General features: G+C 38.3%; 16 protein-coding genes and 3 pseudogenes. 14 read left to right on the top strand and 5 right to left on the bottom strand.

The features are described 5' to 3' along the window. Positions 1 to 145 precede the first annotated feature (145 nt). From MJY40_RS00695 to MJY40_RS00680, 4 genes and pseudogenes are all read left to right on the top strand, one after another. A complete protein-coding gene (locus MJY40_RS00695) occupies positions 146 to 2,107 on the top strand; it encodes a BglG family transcription antiterminator (protein WP_317855172.1) in 1,962 nt (653 codons plus the stop codon). Between the two features lie 97 nt (positions 2,108 to 2,204). Next, positions 2,205 to 2,318, top strand: a pseudogene (locus MJY40_RS00690) (sporulation transcriptional regulator SpoIIID); the annotation flags it as partial. Positions 2,319 to 2,526: 208 nt separating this feature from the next. After that, positions 2,527 to 2,862, top strand: a complete 336-nt coding sequence (locus tag MJY40_RS00685; RefSeq protein WP_317855171.1) for a helix-turn-helix domain-containing protein — start codon at positions 2,527 to 2,529, stop codon at positions 2,860 to 2,862. Beyond that, a complete protein-coding gene (locus tag MJY40_RS00680) occupies positions 2,859 to 3,713 on the top strand; it encodes an IS3 family transposase (protein ID WP_317855170.1) in 855 nt (284 codons plus the stop codon). Before MJY40_RS00685 ends, MJY40_RS00680 begins: the two co-directional genes overlap by 4 nt. Before the next feature lie 87 nt (positions 3,714 to 3,800). Here MJY40_RS00680 and MJY40_RS00675 read toward each other — a convergent pair whose 3' ends face one another. Together MJY40_RS00675 and MJY40_RS00670 are read right to left on the bottom strand one after the other, a co-directional pair. Then, complete coding sequence (locus tag MJY40_RS00675) at positions 3,801 to 4,784, bottom strand: virulence RhuM family protein (RefSeq protein ID WP_317855169.1); 984 nt, start codon at positions 4,782 to 4,784, stop codon at positions 3,801 to 3,803. Positions 4,785 to 4,806: 22 nt separating this feature from the next. Continuing rightward, complete coding sequence (locus MJY40_RS00670) at positions 4,807 to 5,025, bottom strand: helix-turn-helix domain-containing protein (RefSeq protein WP_317855168.1); 219 nt, start codon at positions 5,023 to 5,025, stop codon at positions 4,807 to 4,809. 131 nt (positions 5,026 to 5,156) lie between these two features. Between MJY40_RS00670 and MJY40_RS15510 the strand changes: the two are divergent. Then, positions 5,157 to 5,270: pseudogene (locus MJY40_RS15510) on the top strand (sporulation transcriptional regulator SpoIIID); the annotation flags it as partial. Between the two features lie 165 nt (positions 5,271 to 5,435). Here the strand turns inward: MJY40_RS15510 and MJY40_RS00660 are convergent. Beyond that, positions 5,436 to 6,770, bottom strand: a pseudogene (locus tag MJY40_RS00660) (IS1182 family transposase); the annotation flags it as partial. A gap of 349 nt (positions 6,771 to 7,119) precedes the next feature. Between MJY40_RS00660 and MJY40_RS00655 the strand changes: the two are divergent. The 3 genes from MJY40_RS00655 to spoIIID all read left to right on the top strand — a co-directional run bounded on the left by MJY40_RS00655 (position 7,120) and on the right by spoIIID (position 10,424). Next, the gene (locus tag MJY40_RS00655) at positions 7,120 to 8,568 is read left to right on the top strand and encodes an ATP-binding protein (protein WP_317855167.1); all 1,449 of its coding nucleotides are present in this window, start codon (positions 7,120 to 7,122) and stop codon (positions 8,566 to 8,568) included. Positions 8,569 to 8,603: 35 nt separating this feature from the next. After that, positions 8,604 to 10,025 (top strand): leucine-rich repeat domain-containing protein, encoded by a 1,422-nt coding sequence (locus tag MJY40_RS00650; RefSeq protein ID WP_317855166.1) that lies wholly within the window; start codon positions 8,604 to 8,606, stop codon positions 10,023 to 10,025. A gap of 144 nt (positions 10,026 to 10,169) precedes the next feature. Beyond that, a complete protein-coding gene (spoIIID, locus tag MJY40_RS00645; RefSeq protein ID WP_317855165.1) occupies positions 10,170 to 10,424 on the top strand; it encodes a sporulation transcriptional regulator SpoIIID in 255 nt (84 codons plus the stop codon). 46 nt (positions 10,425 to 10,470) lie between these two features. On the opposite strand, the gene MJY40_RS00640 is transcribed toward spoIIID, so the two are convergent. Beyond that, positions 10,471 to 11,610, bottom strand: a complete 1,140-nt coding sequence (locus tag MJY40_RS00640) for a M20 metallopeptidase family protein (RefSeq protein ID WP_317855164.1) — start codon at positions 11,608 to 11,610, stop codon at positions 10,471 to 10,473. Between the two features lie 731 nt (positions 11,611 to 12,341). Between MJY40_RS00640 and dapD the strand changes: the two genes are divergently transcribed. From dapD to MJY40_RS00620, 4 genes are all read left to right on the top strand, one after another. Then, positions 12,342 to 13,052, top strand: a complete 711-nt coding sequence (gene dapD, locus MJY40_RS00635) for a 2,3,4,5-tetrahydropyridine-2,6-dicarboxylate N-acetyltransferase (protein ID WP_317855163.1) — start codon at positions 12,342 to 12,344, stop codon at positions 13,050 to 13,052. Between the two features lie 323 nt (positions 13,053 to 13,375). Next, complete coding sequence (locus MJY40_RS00630) at positions 13,376 to 13,654, top strand: ArsR/SmtB family transcription factor (protein WP_317855162.1); 279 nt, start codon at positions 13,376 to 13,378, stop codon at positions 13,652 to 13,654. 131 nt (positions 13,655 to 13,785) lie between these two features. Further along, complete coding sequence (locus tag MJY40_RS00625; protein ID WP_317855161.1) at positions 13,786 to 14,799, top strand: permease; 1,014 nt, start codon at positions 13,786 to 13,788, stop codon at positions 14,797 to 14,799. A 105-nt stretch (positions 14,800 to 14,904) separates the two neighbouring features. Continuing rightward, positions 14,905 to 15,234 carry a thioredoxin family protein gene (locus tag MJY40_RS00620; protein WP_317855160.1) on the top strand — a complete coding sequence of 110 codons (330 nt, stop codon included), beginning with the start codon at positions 14,905 to 14,907 and terminating at the stop codon, positions 15,232 to 15,234. Positions 15,235 to 15,478: 244 nt separating this feature from the next. Here MJY40_RS00620 and MJY40_RS00615 read toward each other — a convergent pair whose 3' ends face one another. Continuing rightward, positions 15,479 to 15,805, bottom strand: a complete 327-nt coding sequence (locus MJY40_RS00615) for a hypothetical protein (RefSeq protein ID WP_317855159.1) — start codon at positions 15,803 to 15,805, stop codon at positions 15,479 to 15,481. Between the two features lie 278 nt (positions 15,806 to 16,083). Here MJY40_RS00615 and MJY40_RS00610 point away from each other — a divergent pair, with 278 nt between their 5' ends. Both MJY40_RS00610 and serS read left to right on the top strand, forming a co-directional pair. Beyond that, complete coding sequence (locus MJY40_RS00610; RefSeq protein ID WP_317855158.1) at positions 16,084 to 16,320, top strand: helix-turn-helix domain-containing protein; 237 nt, start codon at positions 16,084 to 16,086, stop codon at positions 16,318 to 16,320. A 612-nt stretch (positions 16,321 to 16,932) separates the two neighbouring features. Further along, positions 16,933 to 18,222 carry a serine--tRNA ligase gene (gene serS / locus MJY40_RS00605; protein WP_317855157.1) on the top strand — a complete coding sequence of 430 codons (1,290 nt, stop codon included), beginning with the start codon at positions 16,933 to 16,935 and terminating at the stop codon, positions 18,220 to 18,222. Positions 18,223 to 18,499: the final 277 nt, after the last annotated feature.

Raw genomic sequence — 18,499 nt, 5'->3', positions numbered from 1 at the left:
TCCGCTAGGGAATAGGAAACAAAAAAGTTCCGCTAAAGGAAAGGAAACAAAATAGTTCCATTGCCTAAGCGGAAAATTTAAAATTAGGTATATAAGATATATATAGGAAAATATAGGAAAAATAGGAGTGTAAGGAGTTGAGACAATGTTTCTTTTTGACAGACAAGTTGAAATCTTAAACTATTTAAAGGAAAAAGGTGACTTTGTAACAGGAAGTGCCATAGCAAAGCATCTCAAAATCAGCGATCGAACTGTGCGCAACGAAATACATTCCATCAAAAAAACATGTGGTGAAAACATCATTTTGGCAGTAAAAACCAAGGGATATATGTATAACAAGGAATTCGACCAAATGTCAACATACCATAACTTGGATATTGTTTCCCCAAACGATCGGTTGATGTATATTTTGAAAAATCTGGTTATTTCAAATTCCAACATAGATATTTTTGACATTGCAGAGCGTTTGTATGTTTCTGAACGAAGTGTGGAGGCAGATGTCACAAGAATCAACAAAATCTTGTTGGAATTGGATTTGCAATCCATTGGCATTTCTCGTACAGACACCTTGATTCAACTGAAAAACGCCTATGGCGTGTCCAACAACTTGTTGTATGATGTGGCAAAATTCAATTCTGCTGATTTGAACCATAGTGATTTCCAAAAAATCTTCCCAAACATCAATATCGATTATTTGGGCTCTTTGGTCATAGAAATTTTGAACCACTATAAATACGCCTCTAGGTATTTGTCTTACACCAGATTCATTGTGGATATTGCCATGTTGATTGAAGCACAACATGATTATCGCCATAGTTTGGGTGTGTTTTATGAAGATTTGATTGCTCCATTTAAGGATAACTATACCGAGTATTATAGCAATATTGCAAGTGATATCCACGAAATGGTTTTGGGGAAATTTGGAATCCAATTGTCCCAAGCGGATACGGATTATATGACACATATTTTATATATCACCCATAAAATGGATGTTTTGGAAACAGAAATTGCGGATGCTTATGGAGAAAAAGATGAGTTTTCCGATTTTTGTCATTCTACTTTTGAGCAATTACGGGTTCAAAAAGGGATTCCATACATCGAAAATATCAATGAATTGGCAGATGATTTGATTTTGCACCTGCGCATTGCCATGATGCGAACTGAGCTTGGCATCAAGCTATACAATCCATTGATTCACAATGTGACCACAGAATATATGCACTTGATTGATGTTGCCATTATGATTGCAGATCGTATCGAAGAAACATATGGCGTGCATTTTACATTCAATGAAATCTCTTATATCGGCATCTATCTTGCCACAGCTTTGCACAATTATTCTGACACCCTAGATTGGGATAGCAAATTGAAGATATTGCTGTATATCCCTGAAGGCATCGGCAATTTGAATTTGATCAACAAACAAATCGAGCGTATTGTAGACCCACACAAAGTGGCAATTGATGGCATTACAAATCTGCCCTCTGATAGTGAATTTGATAGCATTGTGCTCCAATATCATTTGGTCATCACCACATCCAAACGATTCAGCAACAATGCCAAAAACATTTTTATATTGAAAAAATCCTTCGATATCAATTACCAAAACCAAATCAAGGAAATCATCAATAAAGAATTGATTATATTGAAAAATACCAAACTAAATCTGCTCATTAGAAAATTTACAAACGAAAAACTATTTGTTGCCAACTTAGCACTACATACCAAAAACGATGTCATCTCCCATTTGTCCAACATGCTTTGCACCTATGGTGTTGTGGGGGAAGATTTCAAGGAATATGTCTTTGCTAGAGAAAAAATTGCTGGGACAGATTTGGAAACAGGCATTGCTTTCCCTCATTCTTTGAAAAACATTGCCACCCATTCTGCTATGGCAATTTGCACCCTAAAAGACCCTATTTTATGGAATACAAAAAAGGTGAATGTGGTTTGTATGTACGCAAATAGTTTAGAAAACTCCAGCGAATCTGTTTTGTTTGTCCAACATTTTATGGGGGCAATTTTTGCACCAGAATTTGTTGAATCCTTGAAAAAATGCACCACATACGATGAATGCGTGGCTACATTGGTGGAAAAACTCCAGTAATCACTGCATTGGATGTTGCAACGTTGTGTTATCCTATCATACCTTCCTTGTTGCCCGCATATACTATCTACAAGCAAATATGCAGGAGTTGTTCAGATTGAAAACATACATTGAAGAACGTGCCATTGAAGTGGCGAAATTTATGATAGGGAGCAATGCGACTGTAAGGGAAACGGCGAAGAAGTTTGGGATTTCAAAATCTACAGTGCATACGGTTGTCGGCAAATAGAACGGTTGGTTGTGGTTGTGGAGTAACGTTGGAAAAGCCTAGAAATCAATGGTTTGTGGCATTTTGCAAAAACTATAAAAATACAAAAACACCCCTTCCCAGAGGACAAGCCATATGAACAGAACCAGTAAAAACGGACAGTGAAAAAAAGAACCTCCTGTGATACACTAAAATTACAGGAGGTTTTGCTATGCCAAGAAGTTATAGAAATATTAGTCACTACGAAAAAGAAATCTTAGAATTGAAAGCGAATGGTTCTACTAGAAGAGAAATTGGAGAAATATTCGGCTTTACACAGGAACAGGTACACAACTTTATTTCACGATACAATAAAAAGCAACGTAAAATAGACGCTGGAATTGCAATACACAAAAAAGGTCGTCCCTCCAAAGATTGTGCGATTTCAGAAGGTGACAAAGTAGCAGCATTAAAGTATGCTTTAGCTCGTAAAGATGCTAAAATCAAACAATTAGAGATGGAAAATAAATTGATGAGGGATTTTCTCTCGTTTACCGAAAGGAAGTGAAAACAACAGTTATATACAGAGTAATATTTAAAAATAAAAGTAAATTTCCGATTCAAACGATGTGTGAATTCTTCAACGTATCTCGTAGTGGATACTACGACTTTGTAAAACGAATGAATATACTGGCAAAGGATTTATTGTTGGCTTCTAAAATTGAGGATTGCCAGAAAGCATGCCATAGCACCTATGGTTATCGTAGAATGAAAATTGAACTTGAAAAACAAGGAATTCACCGCAATCCGAAAACTATTTTAAGAATTATGCGGAAATACAACCTGCTTTCCGTTATTCGACGCAAACGATACCGTAAATATAGCACTGGATTGCATCGCTACAAAAACTTACTGAACCGTGATTTTAGTACGAGTAGACCAAATGAAAAATGGGCGACAGACATTTCCTATATCCAAACGGCGCAAGGTGTATTGTATCTTTCAATGATCCGAGATTTGTTTGACAACAGCATTGTCGGCTACAAAACTTCTACCAGACAATCTGTAAGCTTGGTTCTGGATACCATTCATTTAGCCAAGAAAAAGCAAACGGTCACTGGGGAGTTACAGCTCCACAGCGACCAAGGGTTTCAATACACTTCCACAGGGTATTTTAACTTAACTAAAGAATACAAGATTACACCGTCTATGTCAAGACGTGGAAATCCTTATGACAATTCATTAGCTGAGAATTTTTTCTCTATTTTGAAAACTGAATGTATTTACCTCAATAAACTAGATACTTTTGAACAAGCAAATAATCTGATTGACGAATACATTTATTTTTATAACCACCACCGTATCCAACTAAAAACAAAACTGACACCCCTTGAAAAGAGATGCCAGTTTTTTGTTTAATTATCCCTCACAGGGGGTTCTTTTGTACTGTCTGTACAAATTGGGGCTGTTCATACTCTGACAAGGGGTATTTTTCTTATTTTATATTTATATTGATTCTGGTTTTTTATTTTCCAATTCCTTAATAAAATCTTCTTCTACCAACGAGATTCCTTCAATCTGCAACGCTTTAAATTTTCTATATTCTTCCTTTGCCTTCAACTCTGCAGTCTTTGTACTAATTCGGCCTGAATGTGTCAATATTTCGTGTTTCGATAGTTTTAAAAATCCATCTAGTGTTTCAATCCAATCGGACATATACATTGGAATTTTTCGTCTAGCTTGCATTTCTGCAAACTCTAGATATGCAGATACAACACCTTTCAATTCTTCTAACTCTTCTTTGTTACAATAATTTTTAGCAATCAAAGCCTCTGCCTGTTTTGGCTCATCACCTTTAAAACTCAGCACACCCATGTGAGGTTTGTCTGCATCCGCAGAATAAAAGATTTTTTCTGCCGCAGTTTGTCCATGAGCTGCCCAATGCATTTTATTCTGCACTGTTTTAAAAAATAGCGTTGACACTTCTTCTCTTGGGTCATAGTCCACACTAGTTGCGTAAATATCAAGCACTTTTCTCCAGAACACCTTCTCAGAAGAACGGATATCTCTAATGCGGTCTAACAATTCATCAAAATAAATGCCGCCGCCATTATTCTTTAAAATGTCATCATTCAAGGCAAAACCTTTTTTCATATATTCTTTTAAGATGCCAGTTGCCCAAATCCGAAATTGGGTTCCACGCAAAGATTTCACACGATAACCAACAGAAATGATAACATCTAAATTGTAAAAATCAACTTGGTAGGTTTTCCCATCAGAAGCAGTGTAGGCAAAATTTGCCCAAACTGAATTTTTCACAAGTTCTCCCTCTTTGAATATATTTCTAACATGTTTGCCAATCACGCTTTTATCTCGTCCAAACAACTCTGCCATTTGGTCAATGGAAAGCCAAACCGTTTCACCATCAAAAGTGCTTTCTATTTTTGTCAAACCATCTTCCGTCTGATACATGATGATTTCCGAATTCATCGATTTACACCTCCATCCATTTTCACTTTATTTCCTGATCTATAAATAATAAATATGTTTCAATGCCTAATGCATCTGCAATTTTTTGTACATTATCAAGGGCAATACTTCTTCGCTCTCTCTCCACAGCACTGATATATGTTCGATGTAAACCTGATTTTTCAGCAAAAGCTTCTTGCGATAAGCCTGCTTCATTACGATATTTTTTTAGATTTCTTGCAAAAACCTTTATGATTTCCATATTTGATACCTCCTCATATCTATTGTAAACTTCTGAATACAATAAGTCAACATATTCACAGTTTAAATCAGCATATCCCCCTCCCCACCCGCATATACTATCTACAAGCAAATATGCATGAGTTGTTCAGATTGAAAACATACATTGAAGAACGTGCCATTGAAGTCGCGAAATTTATGATAGGGAGTAATGCGACGGTAAGGGAGACGGCGAAGAAGTTTGGCATCTCAAAATCCACAGTACATACGGTTGTCGGCAAATAGAACGGTTGGTTGTTGTGGTGGAATAACGTTAGAAAAGCCTAGAAATCCTTGATTTCTAGGCTTCAGACTGTCAAAGAACCCTATTCCGCACCTTGGAATAGGGTTCTTTCGTATAAATAACGCATATTCTACAAACAACATATACTGCTTACTACTCCATGTTGCCAGTTTTTTTAAGTTCATTGCAGCGAATTTAAGCTTCACCCATTTTGAAACCTGAGCCAAGCCTTTATGATATGTATATCGCATTGCGTGCTTCTCCTTTGCGTCTGCAAAAACCCGTTCTATGGTTTGGCTCCTCAACGCATAGGTGTCTTTTCCTAATGGAGAATGCCGCACATCCTCTGCCTTTTCTAAATATTTCCACCAGATGTGCTTGGTGACTACCTTTCTGTGGTCTTTGCTTTCGGTACACCTTGAAAGATTTTCACATTTTTCGCAAATATAACTGTAACTTTTAAATTCTCTATAGCCATCTCGATTGGTGGTTGTATATGGTAAAACGTGATATTCTGGGCAAATGATGCAGTTGTAGTATTCATCAAAAACATACTCATACCATGGTGAATTTCCTTTTTTCGTCACTGGTCTTTTGTAAGGCAAAGAGGGTATTCTTCCATCATCAAATATTTGCTTGCAAATCCATGGGGTTTTGTATCCTGCATCAGCTGTAATCACTTGTATTTCTGGATATTTTTCTGTCACTTTATGATAAACCTCATCAAATACAACACTATCATGGATGTTTCCAGGTGTTACAACGGTTTCTAATACAAAGTTATTTTTATCGCAAACGGTATGTGCACCATATGCAAAGCACTTTTTATGTTCGCCCTTATGGAACAAACCGCTGTCTGGATCTGTTGTAGAAGTGGTGATTGTTTTTGTTCTTGGAGGGTCATTTTTATCATCAAAAGGCTTTTTTCCATTATCTTCTCTGTCTTTATTGATTTCTTCAAAAAGTTGCTTTTCATACTTTTTAGCTGCAACAGGTATTTCTTTTTTGATGTTTTTCTTTAAATTTGCATTTGCCTTGATATGCGTTGCATCTATAAACACAACTTCTGGACGTAAATATCCTTTTTTCTCAACTTCACCTAAAATCCAAGCGAAAATTTTTTCTATCACTGTTTCTTTAAATCTATTGTTGAAGTTATAACTAATGGTAGCAAAGTGCGGAATACTATCATTGAGGGTATAGCCCAAAAACCAGCGATAGGCAATATTCATTTCAATTTCTTTTACCGTTTGGCGTAAAGAGCGAATTCCATACAAATGTTGGATAAACACCATTTTAAAGAGAACAACAGGGTCAACGCTAGGTCTGCCGTTGTTTGAGCAGTACAAATCTTCCACAAATGAATAAATTTCATTAAAATCTACGGCTTTATCTATTTTTCTTAATAAATGATTTTCTGGAACGAGCATATCTATGTTTATGATTTCTACTGATGTTCTTTTGATTTCTTCTTTACTCAACATTTGTCATCACCTCAACCTCATTATACCAAAAAAAGCCAGCTTATGCTGACTTTTTTGACAGTCTGAAGCCTAGAAATCCTTGATTTCTAGGCTTTTGTGGTACAAGTTGTTTTTTATTGTTTATCCATAGCAGTTTGTGCAAAAATTGCACATACTGATTTTCCATCCACTTCACTTGTTGCAAAAACCACCTTCATCATTTGAATCAATATTCCCACCACAACATACAATATAGTAATTTTACAACGCACTTTACATTTTTATACCAATTAATGTAATGTATACTTTACATTTTTATTGACTATAATGCAAAGTATAGCTTATAATACAGATAAATGGAGGTGTTTTTATGGCAATCACAACAAAAGATGGAATTTTAAAAGTTTTACGTTCTTTCAACCCTTGGTGGGTCAGCGGAAATATCAGCGAGTCTTTTTCTCGTAAATACAAAAGATTTGCTTACTACGAAGCGATGAAAAGAGTCAACGAAACCGAAATTCGAAGAACTGTCGTTTTGACAGGAACCCGTCGTGTAGGTAAAACCACAATTCAATACCAAATGATAGAAGAATTGCTATCTAGCGGTGTTTCACCACAAAAAATTGTTTTCATTTCTTTGGATCACCCCATGCTAAAGCTTGCCGGTATGAATGATGTATTGGAATGTTACCACGAAAATATTTATCCAGACCAAGATGTCTATTATTTTTTCGACGAAATTCAATATGCTACCGATTGGGCGCAATGGCTCAAAACAATTTACGATACCCAACCAACCACAAAAGTAGTGGCAACAGGTTCTGCAAGCCCTGCCCTTGTTCGTGGAAGCACAGAAAGTGGTGCTGGTCGTTGGACAGTCATCCAAGTACCCACGCTATCTTTTTATGAGTATTGTGCCCTTATCGGATTGCCTGATTTGGAGCTAAGTCCGACTTTGAAACCATCACAACTTTTAAAGCTGACACAACAAGAACGCGGGCAGATTATGAACAAACTGACCGCTGTACAAAATCATTTTATCCGTTATTTACAAGTAGGCGGTTTCCCTGAATTGGCATTAGCTAAAAATGACCTTTTGGCGGAACAAGTCATGCGCGAAGATGTTGTAGACAAGGTGTTAAAACGAGATTTACCTGCTTTGTATAACATCCGTAATGCCACAGAATTGGAGCGTATTTTCCTATATCTTTGCAATGTATCTTCTGAAATTGTAGCCATTGATGCTATGGCAAAAGAGCTGAATGGTGTTTCCAGACAAACGGTACAAAATTACGTTGAATATTTGGAAAGCGCAAATCTCATCTATTTGAGTTATCCATTAAACCTAGATGGCAAAAAAGTTTTGAAAGCACGACCAAAAATTTACATTGCAGATGCTGCCATTCGGAATGCAGTGTTGATGGACAGTGAAGTTTTGTCAAATCCAGTTGAAATGGGAAAAATTGTGGAAACCGCAGTGTATAAACACATAGCTGCTTTCTATTATCAACAAGCTGGACAAGTAGGCTACTTCCGAGGAAGCAAAAAAAATAAAGAAATCGATATCGTTGTAGAATACCCTAAAATCAAAAATATATTGATTGAGGTAAAGTATCGAGAACAAGCTTCCATTCCAAATGATGATGCAATTGCAGAATTTTGCAAAGACTCCTCATCTGCCATCATTGTAACAAAAAGAGTAGATGATTTTGGCGAACACACCACAGGCGATGGCAATGTTATGCTTCGTATTCCAGCCTTTGCATTTTTGTATCTATTGGGACATGCAGAAAAAAATGGATATAAGGGTATGAATTGATAGATTTATAGAAGAACAAACACAAGGAGGATTTTATGGCTTTGACAACAGCAAAATGCACCAAGTGCGGAAATATCACAGAAGTGGAAGAAACCAAAGATGCCGCAATATGCCCATTTTGCAACGAAGCATATGTTGTGGCTCGAGCAATTCGATATTATAAAATGAAACAAGAACGTCAAAAAATAGTCGAAAATTCCGAATTGAATACAGCCTTCACTATAGAAATGGGTGTTCTCAAAAAATATACAGGACGTGCTACTCATGTGACCGTTCCAGAGGATGTGATAAAAATTGAGGACAAAGCCTTCGCAAAACGATTCGGTCTGCAAGAAGTTACCATTCCCGAGGGAGTCACATATATTGGCGACTCTGCTTTTGCTGGTTGTCCCCATCTCAAACAGGTACATATGCCAAGTAGCATCACATATATCGGCGACTCTGCTTTTTCAGACTGTACAAAACTTGCAGAAATCACCTTGCCAGAAGGGGTCAAGCACCTTGGTATTGCCGCCTTTTTCCGTTGTCAAAAATTGCAAAACATTCATGTTCCAAGCACCATATCCACCATTCACGAAAACACTTTTTCCGAATGTATCAACCTACAATCAGTACATTTATCAGAAAACATCAACTACATTGGCGATTCCGCTTTTGCAGATTGCAAAATGCTCGTGGAAATCAACTTACCCGAGGAATTGACACACATTGGTAATTCTGCTTTCTTCGGTTGTAAAATGCTAGGCGAAGTTGTTTTGCCAAATAAATTAACGTACATTGGTGATGAAGCCTTTCTCGGTGCATTCTCCTTTGATGCGGATAAAAAAATCCAGTTTGTCATACCCCATCGTGTTGCATATATTGGTAATCGTGCTTTTTATCGCAATCATTTTCACGCCATTACCTTTGTTGGAAGCCCATCTAACATCCAAAAGGATGTCTTTGCAGAGTCCAAATGTCTGAAAGAAGTGATTTTCCAAAATGGAATCGAAAAAATTGCAGACGGTATGTTCCGCCAATGTCAAACATTGCAGAAAATCAACCTCCCTTATGGCTTACAGAAAATTGGCAACCTTGCTTTTGAATTCTGTGTACCGCTACAAGATATGTCATTTCCAGACACCTTGACTGCCATTGGAAACGATGCATTTGCCTACTGTAAAGGGCTGCACCGTGTTGTTTTGCCCGATAATATCACCTATATTGGCAGTGGCGCATTTGAGGCTTGTTCCAGCATGTCTTATATCCATCTGCCTGGACAATTAAAACAAATATACAAAAACACATTTGCATTCTGTAGTGCATTGGAAGAAATTTCGATACCACTTCCAGTTCTAAGCATTGGCAATGAGGCATTCAAATCTTGCACTCGATTGCACAAAGTGATTTTTCTAAACACTTACGCACGCCCATTCATTGCTCATAATGCCTTTTTGCATTGCATGGTTCAGTTATAAGCCTTTGGTTTCATCCAAGTAGTAGAATACTTATAAAACAGAATCAAGAAGAAGTTGCCTATTCGGTAGCTTCTTTTTTGATGTACTACTCCCAACCCCACCCGCATATACTATCTACAAGCAAATATGCAGGAGTTGTTCAGATTGAAAACATACATTGAAGAACGTGCCATTGAAGTGGCGAAATTTATGATAGGAAGCAATGCGACAGTTAGGGAAACGGCGAAGAAGTTTGGGATTTCAAAATCCACAGTACACAAAGACATCACTGACCACATGCAGCGCATAGACCCAGATCTTGCCCTAGAAGTCCGCAAAGTCCTTGAGGTAAACAAAGCAGAGCGTCACATTCGTGGTGGACTTGCCACAAGAGAAAAGTATTTACATCGTATGAAATAGCCCACACAAAAAGGAGCCTGTCACCATCGACAAGCTCCTCATTTTTTTACATTTGCTCCAACATACCAGCGTAGATTTCAACTGCCAAGCAAAGTACATTTTCATCAAAATCAAATCCCGCATTATGCAACGGGCAAACAAAGCCCAAATCCTCATTTCTAGTACCCACAAAGAAGAAAATACCTGGAATCTCTTGTTGATAGAAGGAAAAATCTTCTGCCAACATATAAGCTGGGCTTTCTTGGTAGCAATCGCCAGCCACATCTTCCAAGATATCCACCAATTCTTTATCGTTCATAACCACACGATACATATGGTTGAATTCCACTTCACCCACACAGCCATATGCAGCTGCAACAGACGAAACCACTTCTTCCAGACGTTTGGTCATAATCTCATAGGCTTCATCAGAAAAAGCACGCATAGTACCATCAATTGCAACTTCTTTTGCAATGATATTACAAGCTTCGCCACCAGAAATTTTACCCAAAGTCAAGACACCGCTATCCAAAGGTGACACGTTTCTAGCCAAAATACTTTGCACTGCACCGATCACAGCGCCAGCAGCCACAATGGCATCTGCACCCAATTGTGGTTGTGCACCATGGGCACTTTTGCCATAAATTTTGATATATACTTCGCCATTTCTTGCCATCAAAGCACCTGATTTACAAGCAATTTTTCCTTGTTCCACATCTGGGAACATATGGCAGCCAATGATTTTTGTAATGCCATATTCCTCCAAAACGCCTGCTTTCACCAACAATTCAGCGCCACCAGGACCTTCTTCTGCTGGTTGGAATATTAAAACCACATCGCCAAGGGGTGGTTCTTCCAATGACATCAAATATTTTGCAAATCCCAACAAAATGGTGGTATGTCCATCGTGACCACAGGCATGCATCATCCCTTTGTGTGTAGATGCGTATTCTTTTTCTGGTTCTTCCACGCTCAAAGCGTCGATATCTGCACGAAATGCCACAGTTGGCTTTTTATCTTGACCTTTGATGCGAGCCACAACGCCTGTTTCCAACACACGTTTCACATCTGTAACCCCGTAGGAAGCCAAGGTTTTCTCAATGAAATCCGTGGTTTTATATTCTTTGAGCCCCGATTCTGGAATTTTATGGAGTTCACGACGCAAGGTTTTCAGTTCACTTGCCATATTTGCGATAAACGTTTTCATACTAACCTCCTAAGACCTTGGGACGCTGTCCCAATCCCTGCAAGGGAATCATTCCCTTGACCCTATATTTTTATATATTCTGATGATTGATTGCGATGTTTCTCCTATCATTCTAAAGCATGTTCCATAATAACAAAGAATCTAAAACCTAAGATCCTTCGACAGGCTCAGGATGACAAAACCGCAATGCTATTGGCACAACTTCCATACTGCTCTTCTGTCATTCAGAGGAACAATGTGACGAAGAATCTAAAAAACTAAGATCCTTCGACAAGCTCAGGATGACAAAACCGCAATGCTATTGGCACAACTTCCATACTGCTCTTCTGTCATTCAGAGGAACAATGTGACGAAGAATCTAAAAAACTAAGATCCTTCGACAAGCTCAGGATGACAAAACCGCAATGCTATTGGCACAACTTCCATACTGCTCTTCTGTCATTCAGAGGAACAATGTGACGAAGAATCTAAAAAACTAAGATCCTTCGACAAGCTCAGGATGACAAAACCGCAATGCTATTGGCATGATTTTCATACTGAAGCTGTGTCATTCAGATGAATCTTATCTTTTCAGTCATTCACCATTCACCATTAGTTTTTAGCCTAGTGGGCAACGTCCACTATCATTTTACCACATTTTTTCAAATTTGCCTTGGAAAATATAAAAAAATCCGTTATAATCAATATAATGTAGTCAAAATGAATACAATAAACCAAAAGGAGATTATACTATGAATTATGATATGACAAACCCTTATGAAATTGCAAAATTCATCAAGGATGCAAAGAAAGCAACACCTATGAAAGCTTTTGTACAAGGTGATTTATCTGGTGTTTCCAAAGAAGGCGTGAAAGTTTTTGGAGAAGGTAACTTCTGGATTTTGATCGGCGACTGTGAATTGGTGGAATCCATTTTGGCAGATTGCAAAGATAAAATCGTTGATTTCTACACAGAAAACGACAGAAGAAACTCCGCAGTTCCAATGCTTGATATTACAAAAGTGGATGCTAGAATCGAACCTGGTTGCACCATTCGTGATCGTGTTGCAATTGGCAAAAGCGCTGTCATTATGATGGGTGCTGTCATCAACATCGGTGCTGAAATCGGTGAAGGTACTATGATCGATATGGGTGCTGTTTTGGGTGCTCGTGCTACTGTTGGCAAAAATGCGCATATCGGTGCTGGTGCTGTTTTGGCTGGCGTTTTGGAACCACCTAGTGCAACACCTGTTATCATTGAAGATGGTGTTTTGGTTGGTGCAAATGCTGTTGTTTTGGAAGGTGTTCGTGTAGGCGCAAATGCTGTTGTAGCTGCTGGCGCTGTTGTAACAGAAGACGTTCCTGCTGGTGCTGTTGTGGCTGGTTCTCCTGCGAAAATCGTCAAAATGAAAGATGAAAAGACAGAAGGTAAAACACAATTGTTGGATGATTTGCGTAAATAAAATATGACTACAAACCAAAGGGTAGGTAACTAATATCATTTCGTTCAGAAAATTTCTCACCGAAATGATGGCTAAAAACTAAAAGTGAATGGTGAATGACTATTTTTGTATCGATTTTTCTAGTCTTTCATCCTTCACCCTTAGTCATTAGTCGTCATTAAGACTTAACTTAATGACATCGGGCGGGTAACTGCCCTTTTTTTGTTGCGCAAAACCCACCTCTAACAAAATTTTCAAAACAAATATTTTTGATTTGATATTGACACCTAGATTCTTTGGGTATATACTACTCACATAAAATATTTTTGATTTGAGGTGATACCATGCACGATGCAGCAGACGTTGCAAAGGTCTTTAAGGCTTTATGTGATGAGAACCGAGTTTCCATCATAAATTTATTACAAACTGGCGAAAAGTGCGCCTGTACCATTTCCGAAGATTTGGATATTGCACAATCCAAGCTATCCTATCATATGAAAATATTATGCGAATCTGGGTTGGTGGAAAGCTGGTCTGTTGGCAAATGGACACACTATCAAATCAGTGAATTGGGTAGAAAAAATGCCATTGATTTGCTCAATGAATTGACTACGAAATTTTAGGTTGTGGTTTGGCGGTCGATTCGTGAATCGCCCCTACAAGTGCGTATACAAATTTCATTGGTTGGATATATGGGTTTTATTGCAAACAACACATCAAATTTATTTGATTTCACAGAAGGAGGACTTCTATTATGGAAGCAATACAAACAGGTTGGGATTTCTTCCAAAACCAAATTTTAGGGATGTCTTGGCTGAACACCTCCATTGGTACTGGTTTGGGAGCCATTGGACTGGATATCCACACTGCCATTGGTGGTAGCGTACATTTTTTCGTATATGATGTCATCAAAATTACCATTTTGCTCTGTACTTTGATTTTTATGGTGTCCTACATCCAAAGTTTCTTTCCACCAGAACGCAGCAAGAAAATCCTGTCCAAATTTCACGGGATTGGTGCAAATGTGGTTTCTGCATTGCTTGGTACTGTAACGCCATTTTGTTCCTGCTCTTCTATTCCATTGTTCATGGGATTTACAAGTGCTGGTTTGCCAATTGGTGTAACCTTTAGTTTCTTAATTTCATCACCAATGGTGGATTTGGGGTCACTTGTATTGCTGATGAGTATTTTTGGTTTGCCAGTGGCTGTGGTTTATGTGATTTTAGGTTTGCTCATTGCAGTTGTTGGCGGTACTTTATTGGATCGTCTAGGGATGGAAGCATATGTGGAGGAATTCATTTTGAATGCTGGCAGCGTGGATATCGAGTCTGAAGAACTATCCAAACGAGATCGTGTCATCTTTGCCAAAGAGCAAGTTGTGGCAACCTTCAAAAAGGTATTCCCTTATATTTTGGTTGGTGTTGGTATCGGTGCTTTGATTCACAACTGGATCCCAGAACATGTCATTGTATCTGTTTTGGGTAGCAACAATCCATTTGGTGTCATTATGGCGACCATTGTGGGTGTGCCTATGTATGCTGATATTTTCGGTACCATTCCAGTTGCAGAAGCACTTCTTGGAAAAGGTGCACAGTTGGGTACCATTTTGAGTTTTATGATGGCTGTTACCACCCTCAGTTTGCCATCTATGATTATGTTGCGTAAAGCAGTCAAACCGAAATTGTTGGGTGCTTTCATCGCAATTTGTGCAGTGGGTATTATTGTTGTTGGTTATTTCTTCAATGGCATACAGCATTTTTTCATATAAGATAGCTCTTTTTCAAGTACACTGTAGGGGTGGTCCTATGTGACCACCCGTTTTAATAAACATAATAAAACAAAGAAGATTTCAAGATTATGGAGGTAGAAACAGATGGGATTATTTGGTTTTGGTCAAAAAAAAGAAGCAACACCTTGTGCTTGTAACAAGCCTTCTACACCTGCTCCAAAAGAAGCAGAATCCAGTGTCAAAGTACTTGGTGGCGGTTGTGCCAAATGCAACCAATTGGAAGCTGCAACTGTTGCTGCATTGGAAGAACTTGGTATGGACACTACCATTGAGCATATTACAGATTTTTCTGTCATTGCATCTTATGGCGTTATGACAACACCTGCTCTTGTTGTGGATGGTAAGGTGGTATCCTATGGTAAAGTGTTGAAACAAGGTGAAGTTGTGGCACTTTTGCAAAAAGCTCGTGGTTGAAAATCAACTTTATATAAAATGTTTTTAAATAAAGTTTACGTCCACGCTTTTCAAAGGGTGGTGGTTGTTAAGGCAACGCCTTAAGGTCTTAAATGCCTTGAAAAGAGCGTTTTTGAAGGGTTTGGGGAACTTTTCGCGACAGAAAAAAGTTCTCCAAGGTCTTGATTTTGTGCAATTTTATAACAAGACAACCTTTTTTGACAAGCTGTATCCCTAGCGAAAGTTAGGGGTTTTTTATTTCCCTCTAAACCATAATCACTTGGACTTCTTTTCCTATCTTTTTTGCGTATGCAATGCTGCTTTCAGTTCCCTTTGATTTACCATCCCAAAATGCCAACACCATATCACACAACTGAATCATTTCCTCATTGCGTTTGATGGGAGCACCTCGTTTATAGCGATTATATTGCGGTAAAATGATATGTTTTGAAATTTTATGTGCATCTGCGTATTGTTCTGCACAGGTATCAATTCCCTTTGCACCACCTGAAATGATTTCTGTTACATTTTCTGGAATATATGGCGAAATATCTAAAGTCAAGCTTCTGGAACCAATGACTGCCAATTTCATAATACAACCTCCTCATAATGAATTCTTATCAATGAAAAATCACACACCAAATAACACCCTGTAGGGACTGGGCTTGCCCCTGTCCGTATTTCAAGCAATCACTCAATTTAGCAGACGGACAACCGCAAGGGTTGTCCCTACATATGAATATCAATCTGTTTAATTTTAGTTTTTATATATCACATACATGATTTATATAGTGTCAGTATATATTTATTATATATGAATGGGTCTGAATGCACAAGTAAAACTGTTACACTTTGTGTAGAGGTGAGTATATGAAATTCGAACATGCAGATAGATACATTAAACTAGGACTGAAAATTTCTTATTATCGTAAGTTACGAGGGTTGACACAAGAGCAACTGGCAGAACAAATTGACAAAACACTTTCCTTTTTGGGACAAGCAGAAGCACCCAATATTGTAACTGCTATTTCTTTGGATACCCTATTTGACATTGCAGATGTTTTGGACGTTCCACCCTATAAATTTTTGAATTTTGAGGATGATTGATAAAAAACCCTTGCAATTCTCAAACATTGTGGGTATACTATATCTGAAAAGCGTGGACTATGTCCAGATAAAAGCTACGTTTTCAAACTTCTACAGAGAATCGGTGGTTGGTGTGAACCGATGGAGATGAGAAAACTTTCCACTTTTTGAGCAGTCGATGAAAATCGAAAGGGTAAGCCCTATATCGCTGTTTGAGTGGTATATGGTAAATCCATGTGCAATTTGGGTGGCAACACGGGAGATATGACTCTCGTCCCTTTGTTATGATGACGAAGTGACGAGGGTTTTTTTATTTTGTGTTACAAAATAAGACTAAGGACTAAGAGTGAATGGTGAAAGACTGAAAAGCCAAAACCAACGGGCGACGAAACGTAGCCCCTACAAGACCATAACGTACGCTTCTGTATTTGTCATTCAGAGGAATGCAATGACGAAGAATCTTTGTGACATTCGTTCTGAAAACCAACGGGCGACGAAACGTAGCCCCTACAAGACCATAACGTATGCTTCTGTATTTGTCATTCAGAGGAATGAAATGACGAAGAATCTTTGTCGTATTCCAAAACAAACAACCTGTAATCAAATAACAAACATATATCTAGGAGGAAAATCATGTTAGACATCAAATTTGTAAGAGAAAACCCTGATGTAGTACGTCAAAACATCAAAAACAAATTCCAAGATGGTAAATTGCCATTGGTAGACGAAGTTTTGGCTTTGGACATCGAAAACAGAACCATCAAACAAGAAGTGGAAGCATTGCGTTCCCAAAGAAACAAATTGTCCAAACAAATCGGTGGTTTGATGGCAAAAGGTGAAAAAGAAGCTGCTGAAGAAATCAAAGCGACCATTGCAGCTGAATCTGCTCGTGTAGACGAGCTCACAGAAAAAGAAAAAGAAGTAGAAGAACGCATCAAAGTGATTATGATGACCATTCCAAATATCATCGATCCATCTGTGCCAATTGGCAAAGATGACAGTGAAAACGTGGAAGTACAAAAATATGGCGAACCAGTTGTGCCTGATTTTGAAATCCCATACCACACAGACATTATGGAACGTTTCAATGGTATTGACCTTGATGCTGCTCGTAAAGTAGCTGGCAATGGTTTCTACTATTTGATGGGTGATATTGCTCGTTTGCATTCTGGCATTTTGTCCTATGCACGTGATTTCATGATTGACAAAGGCTTCACTTACTGCATTCCTCCATACATGATTCGTAGCAACGTTGTAACAGGCGTTATGAGTTTTGCGGAAATGGATGCTATGATGTACAAAATTGAAGGTGAAGACCTTTACCTCATTGGTACAAGCGAACATTCCATGATTGGTAAATTCATTGACACCATGAACAAAGAAGCTGATTTGCCACAAACATTGACCAGCTATTCCCCATGTTTCCGTAAAGAAAAAGGTGCGCATGGTATTGAAGAACGTGGTGTATATCGTATTCACCAATTTGAAAAACAAGAAATGATTGTTGTTTGTACACCTGAAGAAAGCCCTAAATGGTATGACAAACTTTGGGAAAACACAGTTGCGTTGTTCCGTACAATGGATATTCCTGTACGTACTTTGGAATGTTGTTCTGGTGACTTGGCTGACCTCAAAGTGAAATCTGTTGACGTAGAAGCATGGTCTCCAAGACAAAAGAAATACTTCGAAATCGGTAGCTGTTCCAACCTTGGCGATGCACAAGCAAGACGTTTGGGTATCCGTGTAACAGGCAATGATGGCAGCAAATACTTCGCTCATACTCTCAACAACACAGTAGCAGCACCACCACGTATGTTGATTGCGTTCTTGGAAAACAATTTGCAAGCTGATGGTTCTGTATTGATTCCAGAAGCTTTGAGACCTTATATGGGTGGCAAATCCAAAATTGAAGTTGTGAAATAATAAAGTCAAGATCAAAAGATTAAGACCGTGGACTCTGTCCACACCTGCAAGCGTGCGACGCTTGACCCGATTATAAAAGCAAAAGATAAAAGCAAAAGATAAAAGCAAAAGCGATACCTAAATGCTGGTATCGCTTTTTTATATGGGAATGAAAATGGTTGGTGTGATTTTGATATGGTAAACCAACGGGCGCACACATAGGTACGCCCCTACAAAATATTGTGGTACAAATCCTGTAGGGTTGATTCACGAATCAACCGCAATCCTACATTGCAAC

The sequence above is a fragment of the Chakrabartyella piscis genome, from assembly GCA_030067835.1.
Taxonomy (GTDB): Bacteria; Bacillota; Clostridia; order Lachnospirales; family Anaerotignaceae; genus Chakrabartyella; species Chakrabartyella piscis.
The sequence above is the reverse complement of the archived record's forward strand: the minus strand, read 5'-3'. Positions and strand labels throughout refer to the sequence as shown.